Raw genomic sequence first — 22663 nt, 5'->3', positions numbered from 1 at the left:
TAGACCGTTGGGACCAGCGACCGCAAGTTCACATCACCTATCGTGAACAGTTTGAAACATGAATCGTTGATTTTATCGGACATTTGCCGCCGGGGCCTTTTCCGTTACAGGAGAATGTGATTCAACCGGCCGTCCGCGCCCGTCGGACACCGGAATCACGAGCAGGGGGAACATGGCCAAGGAAGCGCGCGGCGATTTCTATCCGGTACCGATCGTCGACCAGAACACGCGTCCGGGCGCCGTCACCAGGCTCATCGTCTTCATCGTCGTCTTGACCGGCGCCGCGATCGTCTTCGGACTGTTCCGCGAGCGTCTCGGCGATCCTTTCCTGCTCGGCATGCTCGGCGTGCTCGCCATGATCGGCGTCGGCTTCCTGTTCGCGACCGCGATCGGCTTCGTGCAGATCGCGCCGCGCTCGACTGGCGACGAATTGTCGAAAGCCTTCGTCGACTCGATGTCGCAGGGCCTTGTGGTCACCGACACCAAGGGCCGCGTCGTCTACGCCAACCGCGCCTATGCCGATATGACGGGTGCCGCCTCGGCCGCCGATCTCAAGACCATCGAAGGGCTGCTTTCGGATGTTCCGGAGGCCTCGATGACGATCTACCGGCTGGCGTCGGGCCTGCGCGACGGCCAGGCCGGCGACGGCGAGTTCCGGCTGGCGCAGTCGATCAAGCCGGGTGCCGAGCCCGGCGCGCGCTGGTACCGCGCCCGCGCCCGCGCCTTCAGCATGCCCGGGCAAAGGCTGCCGATGCTGGCCTGGCAGCTCGCCGACATCTCGCAGGAACGGGCGGAGCAGGAGCGTTTCTTCCTCGACCTGCAGAAAGCCATCGACCATCTCGACCATGCGCCGGCCGGGTTCTTCTCGGCCGACCAGGAGGGCCGCGTCACCTATATCAACGCCACGCTCGCCGAGTGGCTGGGCATCGACCTTGCCTCCTTCACGCCGGGCGCCATCACGCTGCCGGAAATCATCGCCGGCGACGGCATGGCGCTGGTCCGCTCGGTCAAAGCCGACCCCGGTACCACCCGCAACGCCGTCATCGACCTCGACCTCACCACCATGAGCGGCCAGGCGCTGCCGGTGCGCTTCATGCACCGCGTTTCGGCGAGCCGCGAAGGCGTGAACGGCCCGACCCGCACGATCGTGCTCAACCGCACCCAGGGCGAGGACGCTTCCGCGGAACTCAGAGCCTCCGAGGTTCGCTTCACCCGTTTCTTCAACTCGACGCCGATGGCCATTGCCGGCGTCGATGCGAACGGACGCATCCTGCGCACCAACGCGCCCTTCCTGCAGCTGTTTTCGTCCGTGGTCGACCGCGACGCGGTCGACCGGCGGGTGCGGTTCGAGACCATCGTTCACGAGCGCGACCGGCCGGCTTTCGCCACAGCCTTCGAGAAGGCCCGGCAGCGGCAGGCCAATATCGAGCCGATCGACTCCGTGCTGCCCGGCAACGAGGAGCGCCACATCCGCTTCTACGTCAACGCCGTCGCCGACAGCGCGGGCAGCGAAGGCGCCGAGGAATCGGCGATCGTCTACGCGGTCGAGACCACCGAGCAGAAGGCGCTCGAGGGGCAGATGGCGCAGAGCCAGAAGATGCAGGCGGTCGGTCAGCTCGCCGGCGGCATCGCGCACGACTTCAACAACGTGCTGACCGCCATCATCATGGCGTCCGATCTTCTCTTGACCAACCACCGGCCGTCGGACCCGTCCTTCCCCGACATCATGAACATCAAGCAGAACGCCAACCGGGCGGCCTCGCTCGTGCGGCAATTGCTGGCCTTCTCGCGCAAGCAGACGCTGCGGCCGGAAGTGCTCAACCTGACCGATGTTCTGGCCGATCTCAGGATGCTGCTCGCCCGGCTGGTCGGCAACGACATCAAGCTGAAGATCGACCACGGCCGTGACCTGTGGCCGGTCAAGGTCGATATCGGCCAGTTCGAGCAGGTGGTGGTCAATCTCGCCGTCAACGCGCGCGACGCCATGCCGAGCGGCGGCGATCTCACCGTGCGCACCCGCAACGTCACCGCCGACGAGTGCAAGTCCTTCGCCTATCGCGAACTGGCGCCGGCCGACTATGTGCTCGTCGACGTCGAGGACACCGGCAGCGGCATCGCGCCCGACGTGCTGAAGAAGATCTTCGAGCCTTTCTTCACGACCAAGGAAGTGGGCAAGGGCACCGGCCTCGGCCTGTCGATGGTCTACGGCATCATCAAGCAGACCGGCGGCTTCATCTTCTGCGATTCCGAGGTCGGCAAGGGCACGGTGTTCCGTATCTTCTTGCCGCGCCACATCGCCGAGGTGAAGAAGCAGGCAGAGCCCGGCGAGGCGCCGGCCGCGGCGGCGGCCCCGACCAAGCCGGCCGATACGGCCAAGGATCTTTCCGGCTCGGCCACCGTGCTTCTGGTCGAGGACGAGGACGCCGTGCGCATGGGCGGCGTCAGGGCGCTGATCTCGCGCGGCTACACCGTGCATGAGGCCTCTTCCGGTGTCGAGGCGCTGGAAGTGTTCGAGGCGCTCGGCGGCAAGGTCGACATCGTCGTCTCCGACGTGGTGATGCCGGAGATGGACGGGCCGACATTGCTCGGCGAACTGCGCAAACGCCAACCGGACATCAAGTTCGTGTTCGTTTCGGGCTATGCCGAGGACGCGTTTGCGAAGAACCTGCCGGCCGACGCGCATTTCGGCTTCCTGCCGAAACCGTTCTCGCTTAAGCAACTTGCGACGATCGTCAAGGACGTGCTGGAGTCCTAAAGAAGCTAGCGCTTGCACATTGCGGCAGCCCTGCCCATGATGGTCGTCGGATGGGTCTATCATGGGGATGGTAGCGCGTGACGCCGCATGTCGAGGCGGGCCGGGGGGACTATGCCGAAACGGTGCTGTTGCCGGGCGATCCCGAGCGCGCCCAATGGATGGCGGAAACTTTTCTGGACGCGCCGCGCTGCGTGAACCGTCGAAGAGGCGCGCTAGGCTTCACCGGCCGGTTCCGCGGCAAGCCGGTCAGCATCCAGGCAACCGGCATCGGGGTGTCGTCTTTCCTGATCTATGCCTTCGAGCTGCTGGATTGTTACGGTGCCAAGACACTGATACGCACCGGCACCTGCGGCGGTTTGTCGGAAGATGTGCCCCTGCGCGGCGTCGTCATCTCCAGCCAGGTGCGGGCTGAGGGAGCAATCAGTGGACAAGTCTTCGGGCTTTATCAGCCGGCCGGGCCGGATCCGGCGCTGCATGCGCTGGCGCTGCGACGCGCGGCCGATCTCGGCATTGCCTGCAGCGCGGGACTGACCGTTTGCAGCGACGTGTTCCACCATCCCGATGGCCGCGCCCGGTTCGACGAGCCGATCGCGCTGGGGGCGTTGGCCGTCGATATGGAAACCAGTGCGCTCTATCGAATTGCGGCGCAGTTCGGCGCGCGAGCGCTGTCACTACTCACCGTTGTCGATCATATCGCCACCGGCGAGTTGACCGATTATTCGGAGCGCCAGGCTCTCTTCACCGACATGACCCGGCTGGCGCTCGAAGTCGCGGCCGGGAGCTAGGCGGCTTCCTGCTTCAACGCAGCCTGCTCGTCGGCGTTGGGGCGGTGGCCCAGCAGATAGAGCGCGCAGGTGGTGCGCAGCATGGAAGCGAAGTTCGGAATCTGGCCGTTGATCTCGATCGCCTCGTCATAGAGCTTCGAGATGAATTTCGGCGTCGTCAGTCCCTGGCTGTCGGCGATCTCGTCAAGAAGACCCCAGAATGTCGCCTCGAGCTGGATGCTGGTCGAATGGCCGTCGATGCGGATCGACCTGTTGATCTGCCGGTAGCCTTCCGGATCCTGTCCGGCAAAGACTCTGCACATCGGTACCTCCCGTTCTTGTTTGTCTTGGGCGCCGATTGAGTTGCTGGCGCCTTTTTGAACACTGCCTGCGTTTGTCATTTTCGATCCGATGGCCGGCAACGGCAATCGGACTTTCGTCCTTGAAGCGCGCCGCTTGAAACCGTTTCGGCGCGCCCCGCTTCAAGCCTTTGTTTGCTGCATGCCGGTCCCCAAAACCGCGGCAGGCTTTTGGGCAGCATGCAGCTAAAACTGGAGCGACACTAGCCGTTTTCCAGTTCCGTGCGTGGTAATCGGCTGCCACCACCTTTTTTCGCCGGCGCGCATAATCGTTTGCGTAAGCACCAGAAGCTGCGGAGACCGATTTGGCGAAGGCGATCCATTCCATGATCCGGGTTCTCGACGAGGCGCGGTCCGTCGATTTCTACAACAAGGCCTTCGGCCTCGAGATCGCGCAGCGGCTCGATTTCGAGACCTTCACGCTCATCTATCTCAGCAATGGCAGTTCGCTGTTCGAGGTGGAGCTGACGGTGAACAAGGGGCGCACCGAACCCTATGCGCTCGGCGACGGCTACGGTCATCTCGCTGTCTCGGTCGCCGATCTCGACAGTGAGCACGACCGGATCGGCGCGCTCGGTCTCAATCCGAAGAAGATCGTCGAGTTCAACCGCGACGGAGCGCTGATCGCCCGCTTCTTCTTCATCGAGGATCCCGACGGTTACAAGATCGAGGTCCTGCAGCGGGGAGGGCGCTTCCAATAGGGGATATTCGCCGCGGAGGGGCGCGGCGCCAGCAACGGCACTCCCTCAGGGGTGCGAACAGCAAGCAGGGAGGAAATCATGGTTACAGTCTACGAGAAGAAGCCGGGCTACGAGAAGAAAGCCGGGCTTTCGCGGCGCGAGCTTTTGAAGCGCGGCGGCGCTGGTGCGCTGCTCATCATCTCCGGCAGCGCCGTCATCAGCCCCGAACACGCCTGGGGTCTCGAAACCTCGGCGCTGAAGCCCGAGACGATGGCGACGCTGATCCAGGTGGCGCGCGACATCTATCCGCACGACCAGGTGCCGGACAAATACTACGCCATTGCCGTCAAGGGCCACGACGAGACTGCAGCCAAGGACCCGGCCCACAAGGAGCTGATCGAGAAGGGCATCGCCGAGCTCGACAAGCAGGCCGGCAAGGCCGGCTATCGCGGGCTTGGCTGGGAAGAGGAGCGGGTCGCGCTGCTCACCGGCATCGAGAAGACGCCCTTCTTCCAGGCGGTGCGCGGCGGCCTCGTCGTCAGTCTCTACAACCAGAAGGAGGTGTGGCCGATCTTCGGTTACGAGGGCGAGTCCTACTCCAAGGGCGGCTACATCGCGCGCGGCTTCAACGACATCGAGTGGCTCTGAGCCGCTCTGTCCCGAACCGCATTTCGACAGATTTCATGGGAGGAAACCATGGCAGCATCATTTGATCTCAAGAACGACGGCGTGGTCGTCATCATCGGCTCCGGCGCCGGCGGCGGCACGCTCGGCAACGAACTTGCGCAGAAAGGCATCGACGTCGTCATCCTCGAGGCGGGCGCCCGCCACGAATATGAGGACTTCATCAATGACGAGTGGGATTCCTTTGCCCAGCTTGCCTGGAAGGACAAGCGCACCACCTCGGGCGACTGGCGCGTGGCCAAGGATTTCCCGAACCTGCCGGCCTGGATCGTCAAGTCGGTCGGCGGCTCGACGACGCACTGGGCGGGCGCCTCGCTGCGCTTCCAGGAACATGAGTTCAAAACGGCCTCGACCTATGGCAAGGTCAAGGGCGCGAACCTGCTGGACTGGCCGGTGACGCTGGCCGAGATGGAGCCTTATTACGCCAAGGCCGAAGCCAAGATGGGCGTGACAGGCACCAACAACTGGCCGCGGCTGCCCGGCAACAACAACTTCAAGGTGCTCAAGGCCGGCGCCGACAAGCTCGGCTACAAGGAGTGCCACACCGGCAACATGGCCATCAATTCGGTGGAGCGCGACGACCGCAACTCCTGCCAGCAGACCGGCTTCTGCTTCCAGGGCTGCAAATGGGGCGCCAAATGGTCGACGCTCTACACCGAAATCCCGAAGGGCGAGGCGACCGGGCATCTGGAGGTCCGGCCGAACTCGATGGCGATCAAGATCAACCATGACGCTTCCGGCAAGGTGACCGGCGTCGTCTATGCCGACAAGGACGGCAAGCTGCAGGAGCAGAAGGCCCGAATCGTCGCGGTCGCCGGCAATTCGATCGAGAGCCCGCGCCTGCTGCTCAATTCGGAATCGTCCAAATTCCCGCATGGGCTTGCCAACTCATCCGGGCAGGTGGGCAAGAACTACATGCGCCACACCACCGGCTCGGTCTATGCCATCTTCGACAAGCCGGTGCACATGTATCGCGGTACAACCATGGCCGGCATCATCCGCGACGAGGCGCGCCACGATCCCTCGCGCGGCTTCGTCGGCGGCTATGAGATGGAGACCTTGTCGCTTGGCCTGCCATTCATGGCGGCCTTCCTCAACCCAGGCGGCTGGGGCCGTTCCTTCACCACGGCGCTCGACCATTACGACCATATGGCGGGCCTGTGGATCGTCGGCGAGGACATGCCGCGCGAGGAGAACCGCATCACGCTGCACAAGGATGAGAAGGACGAGCACGGCATGCCAATCGCCGACGTCCATTTCGACGACCATCCGAACGACGAGGCAATGCGTGACCATGCCTACAAGCAAGGCCAGGCGCTCTACGCCGCGGTCGGCGCAACGCGGACCTTCCCGACACCGCCTTATCCGTCGACCCACAATCTCGGCACCAACCGGATGAGCGAGAAGCCGGAGGATGGCGTCGTCAACAAGCACGGCCAATCGCACGATATCAAGAACCTGTTCGTTTCCGACGGCAGCCAGTTCACCAGCGGTGCCGCGGAGAACCCGACGCTGACCATCGTGACGCTGGCGATCCGCCAGGCCGACTACATCGCAGCCCAGATGTCGGCAAAGACTATCTGACCTCCCGACTGCCTGCTGGCGCGGGACCCGTGAGGGTTCCGCGCCTTTTTTATGCGGACTATCTTCTGGTGCAGGTCGAGGCCGTGAAGGCACCGTCCTGCTGCTTCATGATGATGTCGAAGGAGGGACCGCTTGGGTCGTCCAGCGTCGCCTGGGTCATGGAGATCGAATTGCCGCCGCTGGTGTAGCCGCCGAGCGGACCAAGCCAGGTGATCTCGCCATTGGGATTCATCTGGTAGTTATAGGTTCCCGAAGCGCCAAAGGTCACTGGCCCACTATAGACATTGCCCTTGATGGTGATGTCGCCGAGATTGAGGAACAGGCCGAGCAGGTAGACCTCGCAGTGATAGGCGCCGTCCGGCAACTTGCCATCGGTGAAATCGGCGCGAGCGCCGCCGGCGGCGGAGACAAGAAGCAGGAAACTCAGGATCGTTCGGGCCATGACGTCGCTCGTTTGCGCGGCGACCTTGCCCCATTTTGCCATAGGCCCGCAACAGGGCTGATCAGCCTGGCTTTGCCTTGATGATCAAAGTTTAAGCATTTTTACCACTTGGGCAAAATCTAGGCAGCATTGCGTAAACTTTTCTCAACCCGCTGCATTGCAGCGGATGCGAAAAGTTTCCCGGCTACCGGATAACCGCCTGTAATCTCTTCGTTATCCTGAAATTCCGTCGAGCGCATTCCCGTCTGGCACGTCGCTTGCACGGTGTATGTTGCGATGCAAACAATCACGCTTGGGAGTGTGTCATATGAGGGGTAACTTCGCGAAAATTACAAAAATCCTGTCGGCGGGCGTCGTCGCTGCCGGCCTGCTGGCCTCGGCTTCCGCCAAGGCGGCTGAAGACACGATCAAGGTCGGCATTCTCCACTCGCTGTCGGGGACCATGGCGATCTCGGAAACGACGCTGAAGGACGTCATGCTGATGCTCATCGACGAGCAGAATGCAAAGGGCGGCCTGCTCGGCAAGAAGCTCGAGGCTGTCGTCGTCGATCCGGCGTCCAACTGGCCGCTCTTCGCCGAAAAGGCGCGCGAGCTGATTTCCAAGGACAAGGTCGCGGCCGTGTTCGGCTGCTGGACCTCGGTGTCGCGCAAATCGGTGCTGCCGGTGTTCTCGGAACTCGATAACATCCTGTTCTACCCGGTCCAGTATGAGGGCGAGGAGAGTGAGCGCAACGTCTTCTACACGGGTGCGGCGCCGAACCAGCAGGCCATCCCGGCTGTCGATTACCTGATGAGCGCCGATGGCGGTTCGGTGAAGCGCTGGGTGCTTGAAGGCACCGACTACGTCTATCCGCGCACCACCAACAAGATCCTCGAAGCCTATCTGAAAGCGAAGGGCGTGCCGGCCGAGGACATCATGGTCAACTACACGCCGTTCGGCTTCTCCGACTGGCAGACCGAGGTTTCGGCGATCAAGAAATTCGGTTCGGTCGGCAAGAAGACGGCCGTGGTCTCGACCGTCAACGGCGACGCCAACGTGCCGTTCTACAAGGAGCTCGGCAACCAGGGCATCAAGGCCGAAGACATTCCGGTCATGGCCTTCTCCGTCGGCGAGGAAGAACTGGCCGGTCTCGATACCGGGCCGCTCGTCGGCCATCTCGCCGCCTGGAACTACTTTGAAAGCGTCGATACGCCCGAGAACAAGAAGTTCATCGACGACTGGCACAAGTTCATCAAGAACGACAAGCGCACCACCAACGACCCGATGGAAGCCCACTACATCGGCTTCAACATGTGGGTGAAGGCGGTCGAGAAGGCCGGCACCACCGATCCGGACAAGGTCATCGACGCCATGGTCGGCGTGTCGGTGCCGAACCTGACCGGCGGCTATTCGACGATGATGCCCAACCACCACATCACCAAACCGGTGCTGATCGGCGAAATCCAGGCCGACGGCCAGTTCGAGACCGTCTCGCAGACGCCTGGCCTGGTGATGGGTGACGAATGGTCCGACTACCTGCCTGATTCCAAGGACCTGATCTCCGACTGGCGCGCGCCGCTCAGCTGCGGCAACTTCAACGTCAAGACCGGCAAGTGCGGCGGCAAGGGCACAAACTGATCCTCCCAGGTCCTTCGGGTCGAGGAGTGGCCCCACGATCCGAGACCGCTGCCCGGGCAGGTTCCTCAACCCGCCCGGGCAAGATCACCGAAACCAGGAAAGCTGCTTGAAGACGACAATGCTGCTGCTGCGCGCAATTGGTCTGATGTTGCTGCTGACGATGGCTGGACTGACGCCGTCGAAGGCGGCCGAGGCCGACCTTCGCGCATCGATCGCCAAATTCGCGACGGCAACCGGCTTCTCGGCTACCGAGGCCGTCGTGCACGAGCTTGCCGCGAGCGGCGATCCGGCCGTCGAGCGACCCCTTTCGGCGCTGGCCGACGGCAATCTCTACATCCGCAAGGGCGACTCCCAGGTTTTTGTCGGCAAGGAGGCCGGCGACAACATCGAGCTGCTCGATCCGCTGAGCGGCGAGAACGCCGCCGAAGCGGCCAAGGCCGACCTCACCAAGATCAAGGTCAACAACGGATTGCGCCGCACGATCCGCGATGCCCTGGGCACGCTGACGCTGCGCGCCAAGGACGCGAGCGTGCGTCTTGCCGCGGCAATGACGATGTTCAAGACGCCCGATGCGGCGAACATCGAACCGCTCGATGCCGCAATCGCCGCCGAAACCAATCCCGCCGTCAAGTCGATGTTCGATGAAGCGCGCGCCGCGTCCATCCTGGTCTCGGCTAAGCCGGAGGCGGACAAGCTCGCGGCGATCTCGGTGATCGCGACCCGCGGCGACCGCGACGCGCTCTCGCTGCTCACCTCCGTCGAGGCCAATGCGCAAGGTGCGGTCAAGGACGCGGCAACGGCCGCCATCGGCAAGATCAATTCGACGCTGGCGCTGTGGGATGCCGGGCAGAACATCTGGTACGGCATTTCGCTCGGATCGGTGCTGCTCTTGGCCGCGATCGGACTTGCCATCACCTTCGGCGTCATGGGCGTCATCAACATGGCGCATGGCGAGATGGTGATGCTCGGCGCCTACACCACTTTTGTCGTCCAGCAGGTGATCCGCACCTCGTTCCCCGGCCTGTTCGACTGGTCGCTGGTCATCGCGCTGCCGCTCGCCTTTCTCGTCGCCGCGCTGGTCGGCCTCGCCATCGAGCGCGGCATCATCCGCTTCCTCTACGGCCGGCCGCTGGAAACGCTTTTGGCCACCTGGGGCGTCTCGCTGATCCTGCAGCAGGCGGTGCGCACCATCTTCGGCCCGACCAACCAGGAGGTCGGCAATCCGTCCTGGATGTCGGGTTCGTTCGATATCGGCCAACTGGCGATCACCTGGAACCGGCTGTGGATCCTGGTGTTCGCGCTGCTGGTGTTTGGCGTGCTGCTCTATGTCATGAAGCGCACGTCCTGGGGGCTGCAGATGCGCGCCGTCACCGCTAACCGCCGCATGGCCGCCTCGATGGGCATCAAGACGCCATGGGTCGACGCGCTGACCTTCGCGCTGGGGTCCGGCATCGCGGGCATTGCCGGCGTGGCGCTCAGCCAGATCGACAATGTCTCGCCCAATCTCGGCCGCGGCTACATCATCGACAGTTTCATGGTCGTGGTCTTCGGCGGCGTCGGCAATCTGTGGGGCACGCTGGTCGGCGCCTTCTCGCTCGGCATCGTCAACAAGTTCCTCGAGCCCTATGCCGGCGCGGTGCTCGGCAAGATCGTCGTCCTGGTGCTGATCATCCTGTTCATCCAAAAACGTCCGCGCGGCCTGTTCGCGCTGAAGGGCAGGGCGGTGGAAGCATGATCGCGCAGCGCTTCCTTTCGGCCGACCGCCGCATCGCCGTCACGATCCTCGCGCTGCTCGCCGCAGCCATCGTCGTGCCGCTGCTCAACCTGGCAGTCTCGCCGCAAAGCGCCTTCTACATCCCGCCCTACATCGTGGCGCTGGTCGGCAAGTATCTCTGCTACGCGCTGCTTGCGCTCGCGCTCGACCTGGTCTGGGGCTATTGCGGCATCCTTTCGCTCGGCCACGGCGCCTTCTTCGCACTCGGCGGCTATGCGATGGGCATGTATCTGATGCGCCAGATCGGTTCGCGCGGCGTCTACGGCAATCCGATCCTGCCGGATTTCATGGTGTTCCTGAACTACAAGGAGCTGCCCTGGTTCTGGCACGGCTTCGATCATTTCTGGTTTGCGGCGCTCATGGTGCTTGCGGTACCGGGCCTGCTCGCCTTCGTCTTCGGCTGGTTTGCCTTCCGCAGCCGCGTCACCGGCGTCTATCTGTCGATCATCACCCAGGCGATGACCTATGCGCTGCTGCTCGCCTTCTTCCGCAACGACATGGGCTTCGGCGGCAACAACGGCCTGACCGATTTCAAGGACATACTCGGCTTCAGCGTGCAGGCCGACGCGACGCGCTCGGCGCTGTTTGCGGCGAGCGCCCTCACGCTTGCGCTCGCCGTCTTCGTGACGGCGACGATCGTTCGCTCCAAATACGGCAAGCTGCTGATGGCCGTGCGTGACGCCGAGAGCCGCACCCGCTTCCTCGGCTGGCGGGCCGAGAACGTCAAGCTCTTCGCCTTCACCGTCTCGGCTATCATGGCCGGCATAGCCGGCGCGCTCTACGTGCCGCAGGTCGGCATCATCAATCCCGGCGAGTTCGAGCCGTCCAACTCGATCGAGGTGGTGATCTGGACCGCCGTCGGCGGGCGCGGCACCATCGTCGGCCCGATCATCGGCGCGCTGTTGGTCAACGCCGGCAAATCCTGGTTCACCGGCGTGATGCCGGAATTCTGGCTGTTCGCCCTGGGCGGGCTGTTCGTCGCCGTCACGCTGCTTTTGCCCAAGGGCATCGTCGGTATGTGGGACGGCTGGCGCGGCAGGGCGAAGGCGCTGCGCGCGGCTTCGCTTGCGGCGGAAGCCGGCGCCGATCCGCAGGCGCCCGAACCGAAGATCGTGCGCTCGGCGGCGACGACACCGGGCGCCTGGTCGGCCACCGGCCCCGAGCCGCAGCCGGCGGAGTGAGCGATCCATGAGCAAGTCCAACACCATCCTTTATCTCGACGGCGTGTCGGTCTCCTTCGACGGTTTTCGCGCCATCAACAATCTGTCGCTGGTGCTCGACAAGGGCGAGATGCGAGCGATCATCGGGCCCAATGGCGCCGGCAAGACGACGATGATGGACATCGTCACCGGCAAGACACGGCCCGACGAAGGCGAAGTGTTCTTCGACGGTCAGGTCGATCTCACCCGGCATGACGAGGCCGAGATCGCCATGATGGGCATCGGCCGTAAATTCCAGAAGCCGACCGTCTTCGAAAGCCACAGCGTCGAGGACAATCTTATGCTGGCGCTGAAGGGGCCGCGCTCGATCTTCCCGGCGCTGTTCCACCGCCGCTCGACAGCCGAGACACGGCGCGTCGACGACATACTCGGCATCATCCGTCTCGGCGACAAGCGCGACGAGTTCGCCGCCAATCTGAGCCACGGCCAGAAGCAATGGCTGGAGATCGGCATGCTCTTGGCGCAGGACCCGAAGCTTCTCCTCGTCGATGAACCGGTCGCCGGCATGACCGATGCCGAGACCGAGGAGACCGCTCGCCTGCTCAAGGATATCGCCCGCGACCATTCGGTGGTGGTCGTCGAGCACGACATGCATTTCGTGCGCGAGCTCGGCGTCAAGGTCACCTGCCTGCACGAGGGCTCGGTGCTGTCGGAAGGCACGCTCGATTTCGTTTCGGCGGACGAGCGCGTCGTCGAAGTCTATCTAGGGCGGTGAAGGATGATCTGGCGGGTTCCATTCCATCGTTTCGATTTCGCTTTTTTGAAGCGCTGGAGAAGGGGCTGAACCATGCTCGAAGTCTCCAATGCCACGCTGCATTACGGCGCCGCCCAGGCGCTGCGCGGCGTTTCGCTGAAGGCCGGTGCCGGCAAGATCACCTGCGTGCTCGGCCGCAACGGCGTCGGCAAGACCAGTTTGATGAGATCGATCGTCGGCCATCACCGGCTGACGAGCGGAAGCGTTGCCTTCGAGGGGAAGGCGCTCGACCGGAGCGCGGCGTATGATCGCGCCCGGTCGGGCATCGCATTCGTGCCGCAGGGCAGGGAGGTTTTTCCACTGCTGACGGTGCGCGAGAACCTGGAATCGGGTTTCGCGCCGCTCAGGCGTGCAGACCGTAGTGTTCCGGCACATGTCTTCGAGCTGTTCCCGGTCTTGAAGCAGATGCTGTCGCGCCGCGGCGGCGACCTTTCCGGCGGGCAACAGCAGCAACTCGCCATAGGCCGGGCGCTGGTGATGCGGCCCAAGCTCTTGGTGCTCGATGAGCCCACCGAAGGCATCCAGCCTTCGATCATAAAGGATATCGGCCGCGCCATCCGCTATCTGCGCGACCAGGCGGGGATCGCGGTGCTTCTGGTCGAGCAATATCTCGACTTCTGCCGGGAGCTTGCCGACGAGGTCAACATCATGGATCGCGGCCAGATCGTGCATACCGGTCCGGCCGAGGACCTCGACCGGGCGGATGTGCGGAAGTTCCTGACAGTGTAGCGCCGGTCGTCATCCTTGGGCGAAGCAGCGACGCCGCGCACCGATGCCGGATGATGCGGCGGTGCAGAATAATAGCCGTTCAACCTCGCTCCTACCGCCCTATGTTTTTGCACCGTTAGTGACGCTTCGAAGTAACGGAATGGATCCTCAGGTCTTCGCTCCGCTTCGCGTCACTACGCCCAAGGATGACGAAGTGTTCGACGGCTTTGGTGCGTCGAATACCGCATGCTAATCTTTTCTTGGCCTTGGTGAGTCGGCCGCTTTCCGTATCAGTCGCGAATGAGGGGGAAGGCGCGCGGACACCGCCCGCAAGTTCCACGCAAGCAAGCCTGCTTAGCTTCCCCGCAGTGATTGTCGGTCAACGCGTCCAAAAAGAATCTTGCCAGGGGACGGCGATGGAACGTTTTGTCGAGGACTACCAAAAGCGGCGTCTCACCGAGCGCGTCGATATCATGACCGCGATCAACATCCTGATGTCGCAAGGCTATGACGAGGATCATCTCCTGGATGAGATCACCAAGGTTTTCTACGTCGATCTCGACGCCTTCAACGAAGTGATCTCACACCATTGACGGCCTGCGTTCAATCTCGACTGCAGATGAAACGAGTGCCAACCTCAATTCTCAGGTCGCGCCAACGGAAATAACCACCTGCCGTCGATGATTTCTGCCCGCGGTCGAAAGAGACGTACCGTGTAGTTCCAACCGGGTGTGATCGGCAGACAATTCAGGACCTGGCCGTCGCACCCGCCGAACTGGATGCTGACGGCACCGTCAGCCCCTTTTTTCGCAGTCAGGCTGTTCACCGAATAGGCGTTATCCTTGTTGGGCTGGAGATAGCCTTCCTTGTTGTAGACGGTGAGTGACCAGAAGCCGTCGACAGGCACTTCCCCAACCGTCAATTCGTGGATCGTGGCGCCGTCATTCCGCGCAGGCGTCGTCGGAAGATAGAGAGAGTCCTTCTCGGGAGCTCCGCCCCAAAGCATGGCGCTTCCGATCAGATGCTTGACGGGGTCGACCTGATCTTCACTGGCGCCAAACATGCGGCGCGTGTCGGAAACTGTCGTTCCCAACTGCAAGAGCGCCGCCTGCACTTTCTTGAGGCTTGCCTCGTCCCAGTTGGGGACGTCGAACGTGCCTGTCCCCTCCTGAGAGAATTGCACTGCATCCTGCAGCGCGTGAACCTGTTCGATATCTGCCTTGTTCGTGTAGTTGACAAGGAAACGCACGACGGCAATCGCATAGCGAGTGCCGATCGTATCCCGGGTTAGCGTGTACCTGCCGGCATCGTAGAAAGTGGCCCGGGTGTATTGATCTTCATTGACGACCTGTAGCCCCATGAAGCGCCTGCCTGCGTCCGGCAGCGTAATGGTCGCCGGCCCGGCGTCGAGATCGACAATCACAAACGAGTACAGCGTGTCGCGGTTGGGGCGAACGATGCCTTGCTGCACGGGAGGGGCGAGCTCGCGGCCATGCCGGAATTTCCCGAAGCCGCCGCTCTTGACCACCCCGGCAAAATAAACATCGGTCTGCGCGCGGTTGTAGTTTTCGAATGTGACGGCTTGGGCTGTCGAAGGACTTGCCCGTGCCGACGTGACGGAACTCGCTAGCAACAATGACATGCCTATCAAAATCCTGATGCCGGCCTTCTTCATAGTGCCCTCCGGGTCGGAGATCTTACGATCCCGGGTTTGCTACGCCGGCCAGATGTGGAAGTGAACAGTCAGCCTTGACAGTCATCCTATCAAATATGGTAGGCCTGCCGCATGGATTTCAACGCTACGCGGATGTTTGTTGCGGTCGTCCAGGCGGGCAGCCTGTCGGCGGCAGCGACTCGTCTCGGAATACCCCTTCCGACACTGAGCCGCCGTGTCCGGGAACTGGAGCGGCAGCTCAACGTGCAGTTGTTGGCCCGCTCGGCACGCGGCACCAGACTGACTGACGCTGGCATGAGGCTGTACGAGCACGCCGCTCGCGGTGTCGAGGCATTGCTGGAGGCAGAGCAGGCTGTGGTGAGCGACCAGGCCCAGTTGAGAGGACGTTTGCGGCTGTCTTTTCCGCCGACGGTCCAGCCATGGTGGGATTTGCTCGCCGCCTTCCAGCATCGCTATCCGGACATACAGATCTATGTCTACTCAACCGAACGTCGGCTGGACCTGATCGAGGACGGTATCGATATTTCCCTACGGGTCGGCGCGATCGTTCACGAGGGCATGGTGGCGCGACAGATGATGTCCGTCCGCAATGTTCTCGTCGCCAGCCCAAGGTTGGTCGAGCGTTTCGGTATGCCGGCCGATCCCGATGCGCTTCATCGCTTGCCGTGCGCGGTGTGGGCCTCGCGCGTCGATACTCCTGTCCGCTGGCAATTGGGCGACCATGTCATTGAACCGAACGCGATTCTGTCCACCAATGACTATCACCACCTGTTTAATCGTGCGGTCGGCGGCGATGTTGTGACAGAGTTGCCGCCATTCCTGGCGGCCGCGCCCATTCGCGAGAAGCGCCTGGTGAGGCTGCTACAGCAATATCCCTTGCCCGAGTGGTCAATCAATCTGCTGTATCCGCCACAGCGCCACCGATCGACTATCGTCAGGGCATATCTCGACTTCTGCCAGAGCTACCTCCCGAAGATCGTGCAAGCCTGCGAGATCGATGCCGACGAATAGGTAACGGTTGCGAGCGACAGCTAGCCCGCGCGGCGCAGTGCTGCTGCGAGCACGCGGTTGCGGCCGTCTCGCTTGGCGGCATAGAGCGCCTTGTCGGCGGCCCTGAGCACTTTGTCGAAGTTCATGCCGTCCGTGCTGCCGAAGGCGAAGCCGGCGCTGACCGTGCAGCGCAATGGCCCGGTCTCTGTCTCCACCGTGCGCGCGGCGAAGGCGGCCCTGACACGTTCGGCCGTCGCCTCGGCTGTCTCGGGCAAGGTGCGCCTCAACACCATGGCGAATTCCTCGCCGCCCATGCGGGCAACCGAGTCGCTCGGGCGCAGATCGGCGGAGAGCACTTCGGCAAAGACCTTCAGCACCTCGTCTCCCGCAGCGTGACCGAACTGGTCGTTGACCGCCTTGAAGCCGTCGAGGTCAAACACCACCACAGCCGTGAAAGCGCCGACGGGTGTCTTGCCGTGAAGGTCGAACAACGCGCGGCGGTTGAGCAGCCCGGTCAAGGCATCGGTCTGCGCCTCGCGCTGATGATGGCGGGCTAGCCGCCCCTGGTTGAGCGCCAGCGACAATGCGCCGATGCCGGTCATGGAGGCGATGACGATGACAAGGCTCAGATCCTCCGCCCAATTGCTCGGCGCATGGCCGAGGACGAGCTTGCCGTCCCATGCCAGCACGGCCGCGCACAGCACGAAGGATGCGGCCGTCAGCGAATAGAGCAGCGCCACGCCGATGAGGTGGACGGGGGCCTCCGCGCGACTCCGCCAATATTGATACGCGGTGCCGAACAGCAGCAGCGCGGCCAGGGCGTTTTCCAGCATGAAGCCCAGCCCGTCATAGCCGATCGCCATGGGCGGCAAGGCGAGAGCATAGGAAATGCCGACGCCAAGCGCGATAAACGGCAATGGCGAGCGTCTTGTCCTGAATTGATGGGCAGCGCCAAGCATCACGGAGAAGCAGAGCAGCAGCAGCGCCAGCGTCAGCACGCCAAGGGCCGTTCCGGGTCTCTCAATATAAGCCTCGTAGGCAAAGACCTCGGCCACGACGACCAGCACGCTGATCGCCCAAGTCAGCAGGAATTTGTCGGAACGGGCGGTCAGCCATGTTCCGAACAGTGTGAGGCTGAGGCAGGCTGCGGAGAAGCCGACGGCCAGCAGCAATGAATTGTAGTCGAGAAGCATGCACTCGCCCTTGCCGCCGCCGGGTCTCTGCAACCTGTCGTGCGTGCATTAGTGCGGCAAGGAAGTATCGATTACGTTACGATAGCGGTGAAGATGCCATTAATTCAGAAGACCGCCACCAACAATAGCAGGATGATGCCGACCCCCATCATCAGCAGACCCGGCCAGTTCTGTGAGAGGCCGAGGAAACCGAGGCCGCGCCGACGTGGCTCAAGCGTCGGGCCAGGCGTTGTGAGGTTTGGCATCGGGCGATCGGATGCTGCAGGTGCCGGATCGCTAAGTTTCCCGCGCCTCAGGACCGCACCCGCCATGTACACAATGCCGGCGACAATGAGCAATGCCCCGATGAGGATGACAGCCATATCACCTCGCTTTCTTCGGGCTCTCCCGATGCCGGAGCCCGGGCCATTGTTCCGCGACGCTCAACCGCTATGGAAACCTGCTCCCGGCGAGAAAGGCAAAACGGTCAAGACGCCCCGTAAGTTCCGACGAAGCTGCCGGAGGCAAGGCGCAGCCGACGCCAGGCAGGCAGGATCCGATGCTCAAACAAAAGGATATGGCCGCAGTGAAGGCTCGCCTCAATCGGTGATCCGCTTCATCAGAGCCATGGCGCCGAATGGCGCGCGCACCTTGCCCTCGGTGATGAAGTAGGCGAACACGTCGCGCGGCTTGACCGGAGCATCGGTCTTGGGATCGGCGCGCGGCAGGTCGGCGGGTTGCTTGCCTTGTGCCCATGTCTTCACCCGTCCCGCCCATTCGTCCAGGCCTTTCGGCGTGTAGCAGTCGGGGTTGTCGTCGCTGCCGGTCTGCAGCCGCGCATAGACGAAGTCGCCGGTGACATCGGCGATCGCCGGATATTTCGCGTGGTCGGCATAGACGATCGCGGCGTTGTACTTGCGCGCCAGCGCCGGGAACTCGGGCACGATGAAGCTGTCGTTGCGCACTTCGAGCGCATGGCGAAGCACCACGCCGTCCTGCTTTTCCGGCAGAAGCTTGAGAAAGGCCTCGAAGTCATCGGCGTCGAATTTCTTGGTCGGCGCGAACTGCCACAGGATTGGGCCGAGCTTGTCGCCGAGCGCGGCGACGCCGGAGCCGAGGAAGCGCATCATCGACTCTCCCGCCTCGCCAAGCACGCGGCGGTTGGTGACGAAGCGGTTGCCCTTGAGCGAGAAGACGAAGCCGTCCGGCGCGTCGTTGGCCCACTTGACGAAAGTCGGTTCCTTGAAGCTGGAATAGTAGGTGCCGTTGACCTCGATGCTCGGCACTTGGCGGCTGGCATAGTGCAACTGCTTGGCCTTGGCGAGCTTCTCCGGATAGAAGGAGGTATCCCAGGGCTCAAAAGTCCAGCCGCCCATGCCGGAGCGGATCTTTCCTTGGCTCATCGTCTTCCTCCTCCGTTGAAATGCGATCAGGCCGCTCGGTCGACCGGCTTCACCATATCGACCAGGATCCATCCTGATCGGTACGGGTTGGCCCGGCGACCCGTTTCGCGATAGCCGTAGGCCGCATAGAGCGCGATGTTCCGCTCCATGCGCGAATTGGTGTAGAGCCGCACCTCCGGCACGCCCCATGACCGCGCCTGCTCGTCGGCGAAAGCCAGCAGTGCAATGCCGAGCTTCCGGCCCTGGAAAGCTGACGCGACGGCGACGCTGAAGATCATGGCGTGGTCGGGATGACGCTCGATGACGATCAATCCGGCGAGCTGTGAGCCTTCTTCCAGCAGCCAGACCTCGCCGCGCTCGATGCGCGGCGCATAATCCTCGGTGACCGGGACCGGCGGTCCGCCGAAGATGGGCGTGTAAGGCGCATAGGCCTCGGCGGTTAGCGCGACGACGGCGGCGAGATCGTCGGGGCGGGCCAGTCTCATGATTGGTCCACTCCGGCAGCGGCCGCGACAACCTTTTTCATGCTTGCCGCAATCGTCGCAACGGCGTCGCGGCTGGCGTCGCCGAGGCCATGGCGCTCCGCCAGCCACTGCGCGTCGTTGTAGGACAGCCAGACCTTGCCCTGCTCGTCCTCCCAGGCCAGCGCCTTGATCGGCAGGTCGATGCCGGCTGTTTGCTTGTCCTGCATCAACGGCGTGCCGCCTTTGGGATGGCCGAAAATCAGCAATTCGGTTGGACGCAGCGGCGCACCGATCTCATGCGCGCCGGCGGCATGGTCGATCCGTGCGAAGACGCGCAATCCGGCGCGCGTGATGGTTTCAACGAGCCTATCGATCGTCTCTGTGACGCCGAAGCGGCTTTCGACGGAGACGAGACCGTTGTTCGTCATCACTCGGCCGCTTCGCGCTTGCCTCCGGGACGGCGCTCCAGAAGCTCCTTCAGGAACTGCCCGGTGTAGCTGCGCTTTTCGCGCACGATCGCTTCCGGGGTGCCCGACGCCACCAGCTCGCCGCCCCCGTCGCCGCCCTCGGGGCCGAGATCGAGCACCCAGTCGGCGGTCTTGATCACCTCGAGATTGTGCTCGATCACCACCACCGTGTTGCCCTGGTCGACCAGTTCGTGCAGCACTTCGAGCAGCTTCGCGACGTCGTGGAAGTGCAGGCCGGTGGTCGGCTCGTCGAGGATGTAGAGCGTCTTGCCGGTCGCCTTGCGCGACAATTCCTTGGCGAGCTTGATGCGCTGCGCCTCGCCGCCCGACAAAGTCGTCGCCTGCTGGCCGATATGGATGTAGCCGAGGCCGACCTGCTTCAGCGTCTCCAGCTTGTCGCGCACGCCCGGCACCGCGGAGAAGAAATCGACGCCTTCCTCGACCGTCATGTCGAGCACGTCGGCGATCGACTTGCCCTTGAATAGGACGTCCAGCGTCTCGCGGTTGTAGCGCTTGCCGTGGCAGACGTCGCAAGTGACGTAGACGTCGGGCAGGAAGTGCATCTCGATCTTGATGACGCCGTCGCCCTGGCAGGCCTCGCAGCGGCCGCCCTTGACGTTGAAGGAGAAGCGGCCCGGCTGGTAGCCGCGCGCCTTGGCTTCCGGAAGGCCTGCGAACCAGTCGCGGATTGGCGTGAAGGCGCCGGTATAGGTGGCGGGATTGCTGCGCGGCGTACGGCCAATCGGCGACTGGTCGATGTCGATGACCTTGTCGAGGAATTCCAGCCCCTCGATGCGGTCATGCTCGGCCGGATGCTCGCGCGAGCCCATGATGCGGCGCGAGGCCGCCTTGAACAGGGTCTCGATCAGGAAGGTCGACTTGCCGCCGCCCGACACGCCGGTGACCGCGGTGAAGGTGCCGAGCGGGATTTCCGCCGTCACATTCTTCAGATTGTTGCCGCGCGCGCCGACAACCTTGATGCGCCGGTTTTTCTTCGCTTCGCGCCGCACGCCAGGCGTCGCCACTTCGAGCGCACCCGACAGATATTTGCCGGTGATCGAATTGGGATTGGCCATCACCTGCTGCGGCGTTCCCTGAGCAATGATCTCGCCGCCATGGATGCCGGCGGCGGGGCCCATGTCCACGACGTAGTCGGCATGCAGGATGGCGTCCTCGTCATGCTCGACCACGATCACCGTATTGCCGATATCGCGCAGATGCTTCAGCGTTTCGAGCAAGCGTGAATTGTCGCGCTGGTGCAGGCCGATCGACGGCTCGTCCAGCACATAGAGCACGCCTGTCAGGCCGGAGCCGATCTGCGAGGCCAGCCGGATGCGCTGGCTCTCGCCGCCCGACAGCGTGCCGGAGTTGCGCGATAGCGTCAGATAGTCGAGGCCGACGTCGTTGAGGAAGCGCAGCCGCTCGCGGATTTCCTTGAGCACGCGGACCGCGATCTCGTTCTGTTTGTCGTTGAGCTCACCCGGCAGATCGGTGAACCATTGATCGGCCTTGCGGATCGACTGCTCCGTGACCTCGCCGATATGTTTGCCGCCGATCTTCACCGCCAGCGCTTCAGGCTTCAGCCGGTAGCCGTTGCAGGCCGGGCAGGGGGTGGCCGACATGAAGCGCTCGATCTCCTCGCGCATCCAGGCCGATTCCGTTTCCTTCCAGCGCCGGTCGAGATTGGGGATGACGCCCTCGAAAGTCTTGGTCGTCTTGTAGGAGCGCAACCCGTCGTCATACTGGAAGGTGATCTCGCGCTCGCCCGTGCCGCGCAGCACCGCGTCCTGCGCCTCCGCGCTGAGGTCCTTGAACTTGTCGCCGAGCTTGAAGCCATAAGCCTTGCCCAGCGCTTCCAGCGTCTGCGCATAGTAAGGCGAGGTCGACTTCGCCCACGGGCTGATGGCGCCGTTGCGCAATGAAACGTTCTCGTCCGGCACCACGAGGTTGGGATCGATGGCGCGCTGGCTGCCGAGGCCATCGCAGGTCGGGCAGGCGCCGAACGGGTTGTTGAAGGAGAACAGCCTCGGCTCGATCTCCGGAATGGTGAAGCCAGATACCGGACAGGCAAACTTCTCCGAGAACAGGATGCGCTCATGCGTCTCGTTCTTCGACTTGTTGACCGAGTCCTCGCCGGTCAGGCTGGCGTCGAGCGGCCGGTCGGCGAACTCGGCCACGGCAAGGCCCTCGGCAAGCTTCAGCGCGGTCTCCATCGAATCCGCAAGCCGGGTTGCCAGATCGCCGCGCACGACGATGCGGTCGACGACGACGTCGATGTCGTGCTTGTACTTCTTGTCCAGCGCCGGCACGTCGGCGATCTCGTAGAAGACGCCGTCGACCTTGACGCGCTGGAAGCCCTTCTTCTGCAGCTCAAGCAGTTCCTTGCGGTACTCGCCCTTGCGGCCGCGCACGATCGGCGCCAGCAGGAACAGGCGCGTGCCTTCGTCGAGCGCGAGCACCCGGTCGACCATCTGCGAGACCGTCTGGCTCTCGATCGGCAGGCCGGTGGCCGGCGAATAGGGAATGCCGACACGCGCGAAAAGCAGGCGCATGTAGTCGTAGATTTCGGTGACCGTGCCGACCGTCGAGCGCGGGTTCTTCGAGGTGGTCTTCTGCTCGATCGAGATGGCGGGCGACAGGCCGTCGATCTGGTCGACGTCCGGCTTCTGCATCATTTCCAGGAACTGGCGGGCGTAAGCCGACAGGCTCTCGACATAGCGGCGCTGGCCCTCGGCATAGATGGTGTCGAAGGCGAGCGACGACTTGCCGGAGCCCGACAGTCCGGTCATCACGATCAGGCTGTCGCGCGGCAGGTCGAGATCGACGTTCTTGAGATTGTGTTCGCGCGCCCCGCGAATGGAAAGGTATTTATGGTCGGCCATCGCCGGTCGCCGCCTCAGATCTGGAATGTGGTGGATTGGCGGGTTTTCCCCGGCCATCCCTTATGTAGGTGGTTTCGCCGCCAAGTCGAGTGACGCCGCACATCTCGACAACAAGCGTTTAACCGCCTTTCGCGCGAGCGGGCAAGCGGAAAGAACAAAGGCCGAACACGCTCCTGACAAAACTGTGGAAACAGAGAGCGCTTGCGCCGCGTCCGAACCGGTTCACGAAGGCGCCCGACTTACTTGGACGTAACCTCTTACCTGGACG

Annotated in this window: 21 protein-coding genes; 12 read left to right on the top strand and 9 right to left on the bottom strand. The window is 63.2% G+C overall.

Going from position 1 to position 22663, the window contains the following annotated elements; all coding sequences use genetic code 11:
- Positions 1 to 172 precede the first annotated feature (172 nt).
- Both FJ414_RS07405 and FJ414_RS07400 read left to right on the top strand, forming a co-directional pair.
- Positions 173 to 2755 carry an ATP-binding protein gene (locus FJ414_RS07405; RefSeq protein ID WP_140642933.1) on the top strand — a complete coding sequence of 861 codons (2583 nt, stop codon included), beginning with the start codon at positions 173 to 175 and terminating at the stop codon, positions 2753 to 2755.
- 77 nt (positions 2756 to 2832) lie between these two features.
- Positions 2833 to 3540 carry a purine-nucleoside phosphorylase gene (locus tag FJ414_RS07400; protein ID WP_140642931.1) on the top strand — a complete coding sequence of 236 codons (708 nt, stop codon included), beginning with the start codon at positions 2833 to 2835 and terminating at the stop codon, positions 3538 to 3540.
- Here the strand turns inward: FJ414_RS07400 and FJ414_RS07395 are convergent.
- Positions 3537 to 3842, bottom strand: coding sequence for a ribbon-helix-helix domain-containing protein (locus tag FJ414_RS07395; RefSeq protein WP_140642929.1), 306 nt, complete (start codon positions 3840 to 3842; stop codon positions 3537 to 3539). The two genes, FJ414_RS07400 and FJ414_RS07395, sit on opposite strands and share 4 nt — an antisense overlap.
- 341 nt (positions 3843 to 4183) lie before the next feature.
- On the opposite strand from FJ414_RS07395, the gene FJ414_RS07390 reads away from it, so the two are divergent.
- The 3 genes from FJ414_RS07390 (at position 4184) to FJ414_RS07380 (ending at position 6826) form a co-directional block, all read left to right on the top strand.
- Complete coding sequence (locus tag FJ414_RS07390; RefSeq protein ID WP_140642927.1) at positions 4184 to 4579, top strand: VOC family protein; 396 nt, start codon at positions 4184 to 4186, stop codon at positions 4577 to 4579.
- Between the two features lie 78 nt (positions 4580 to 4657).
- Positions 4658 to 5206 carry a gluconate 2-dehydrogenase subunit 3 family protein gene (locus tag FJ414_RS07385; protein ID WP_140642924.1) on the top strand — a complete coding sequence of 183 codons (549 nt, stop codon included), beginning with the start codon at positions 4658 to 4660 and terminating at the stop codon, positions 5204 to 5206.
- Positions 5207 to 5254: 48 nt separating this feature from the next.
- A complete protein-coding gene (locus tag FJ414_RS07380) occupies positions 5255 to 6826 on the top strand; it encodes a GMC family oxidoreductase (RefSeq protein ID WP_140642922.1) in 1572 nt (523 codons plus the stop codon).
- Positions 6827 to 6884: 58 nt separating this feature from the next.
- On the opposite strand, the gene FJ414_RS07375 is transcribed toward FJ414_RS07380, so the two are convergent.
- Entirely contained in the window at positions 6885 to 7268 is a 384-nt protein-coding gene (locus FJ414_RS07375; protein WP_140642919.1) for a hypothetical protein, read from the bottom strand.
- A gap of 307 nt (positions 7269 to 7575) precedes the next feature.
- Here FJ414_RS07375 and urtA point away from each other — a divergent pair, with 307 nt between their 5' ends.
- The 6 genes from urtA to FJ414_RS07345 all read left to right on the top strand — a co-directional run bounded on the left by urtA (position 7576) and on the right by FJ414_RS07345 (position 13935).
- Positions 7576 to 8886, top strand: a complete 1311-nt coding sequence (gene urtA / locus FJ414_RS07370) for an urea ABC transporter substrate-binding protein (protein ID WP_140642916.1) — start codon at positions 7576 to 7578, stop codon at positions 8884 to 8886.
- A gap of 118 nt (positions 8887 to 9004) precedes the next feature.
- A complete protein-coding gene (gene urtB, locus FJ414_RS07365; protein WP_140642997.1) occupies positions 9005 to 10621 on the top strand; it encodes an urea ABC transporter permease subunit UrtB in 1617 nt (538 codons plus the stop codon).
- Positions 10618 to 11841, top strand: coding sequence for an urea ABC transporter permease subunit UrtC (gene urtC, locus FJ414_RS07360; RefSeq protein WP_140642913.1), 1224 nt, complete (start codon positions 10618 to 10620; stop codon positions 11839 to 11841). The genes urtB and urtC overlap by 4 nt, the downstream gene beginning before the upstream one ends.
- Before the next feature lie 7 nt (positions 11842 to 11848).
- The gene (urtD, locus tag FJ414_RS07355) at positions 11849 to 12595 is read left to right on the top strand and encodes an urea ABC transporter ATP-binding protein UrtD (protein ID WP_140642910.1); all 747 of its coding nucleotides are present in this window, start codon (positions 11849 to 11851) and stop codon (positions 12593 to 12595) included.
- Positions 12596 to 12667: 72 nt separating this feature from the next.
- A complete protein-coding gene (urtE, locus tag FJ414_RS07350; protein WP_140642909.1) occupies positions 12668 to 13363 on the top strand; it encodes an urea ABC transporter ATP-binding subunit UrtE in 696 nt (231 codons plus the stop codon).
- A 395-nt stretch (positions 13364 to 13758) separates the two neighbouring features.
- Entirely contained in the window at positions 13759 to 13935 is a 177-nt protein-coding gene (locus FJ414_RS07345) for a hypothetical protein (protein ID WP_095765283.1), read from the top strand.
- A 44-nt stretch (positions 13936 to 13979) separates the two neighbouring features.
- Here FJ414_RS07345 and FJ414_RS07340 read toward each other — a convergent pair whose 3' ends face one another.
- Positions 13980 to 15017 carry a DUF1254 domain-containing protein gene (locus tag FJ414_RS07340; RefSeq protein ID WP_140642907.1) on the bottom strand — a complete coding sequence of 346 codons (1038 nt, stop codon included), beginning with the start codon at positions 15015 to 15017 and terminating at the stop codon, positions 13980 to 13982.
- Between the two features lie 111 nt (positions 15018 to 15128).
- On the opposite strand from FJ414_RS07340, the gene FJ414_RS07335 reads away from it, so the two are divergent.
- Positions 15129 to 16028, top strand: a complete 900-nt coding sequence (locus FJ414_RS07335) for a LysR family transcriptional regulator (RefSeq protein ID WP_140642905.1) — start codon at positions 15129 to 15131, stop codon at positions 16026 to 16028.
- 20 nt (positions 16029 to 16048) lie between these two features.
- Here FJ414_RS07335 and FJ414_RS07330 read toward each other — a convergent pair whose 3' ends face one another.
- From FJ414_RS07330 to uvrA, 6 genes are all read right to left on the bottom strand, one after another.
- Positions 16049 to 17200, bottom strand: a complete 1152-nt coding sequence (locus FJ414_RS07330; RefSeq protein ID WP_140642902.1) for a GGDEF domain-containing protein — start codon at positions 17198 to 17200, stop codon at positions 16049 to 16051.
- A 104-nt stretch (positions 17201 to 17304) separates the two neighbouring features.
- A complete protein-coding gene (locus FJ414_RS07325; protein WP_140642900.1) occupies positions 17305 to 17562 on the bottom strand; it encodes a hypothetical protein in 258 nt (85 codons plus the stop codon).
- A 216-nt stretch (positions 17563 to 17778) separates the two neighbouring features.
- The gene (locus FJ414_RS07320) at positions 17779 to 18582 is read right to left on the bottom strand and encodes a DUF72 domain-containing protein (protein WP_140642898.1); all 804 of its coding nucleotides are present in this window, start codon (positions 18580 to 18582) and stop codon (positions 17779 to 17781) included.
- A 26-nt stretch (positions 18583 to 18608) separates the two neighbouring features.
- Positions 18609 to 19067, bottom strand: coding sequence for a GNAT family N-acetyltransferase (locus FJ414_RS07315; protein WP_140642895.1), 459 nt, complete (start codon positions 19065 to 19067; stop codon positions 18609 to 18611).
- Positions 19064 to 19474: a DUF302 domain-containing protein gene (locus FJ414_RS07310; protein ID WP_140642892.1), complete on the bottom strand. Its 411-nt coding sequence runs from the start codon at positions 19472 to 19474 to the stop codon at positions 19064 to 19066. The genes FJ414_RS07315 and FJ414_RS07310 overlap by 4 nt, the downstream gene beginning before the upstream one ends.
- Positions 19474 to 22395, bottom strand: coding sequence for an excinuclease ABC subunit UvrA (uvrA, locus tag FJ414_RS07305; RefSeq protein ID WP_140642889.1), 2922 nt, complete (start codon positions 22393 to 22395; stop codon positions 19474 to 19476). The genes FJ414_RS07310 and uvrA overlap by 1 nt, the downstream gene beginning before the upstream one ends.
- Positions 22396 to 22663: the final 268 nt, after the last annotated feature.

The organism is Mesorhizobium sp. B3-1-6, from assembly GCF_006439555.1.
In the GTDB taxonomy this organism is placed as follows: domain Bacteria; phylum Pseudomonadota; class Alphaproteobacteria; order Rhizobiales; family Rhizobiaceae; genus Mesorhizobium.
The sequence above is the reverse complement of the archived record's forward strand: the minus strand, read 5'-3'. Positions and strand labels throughout refer to the sequence as shown.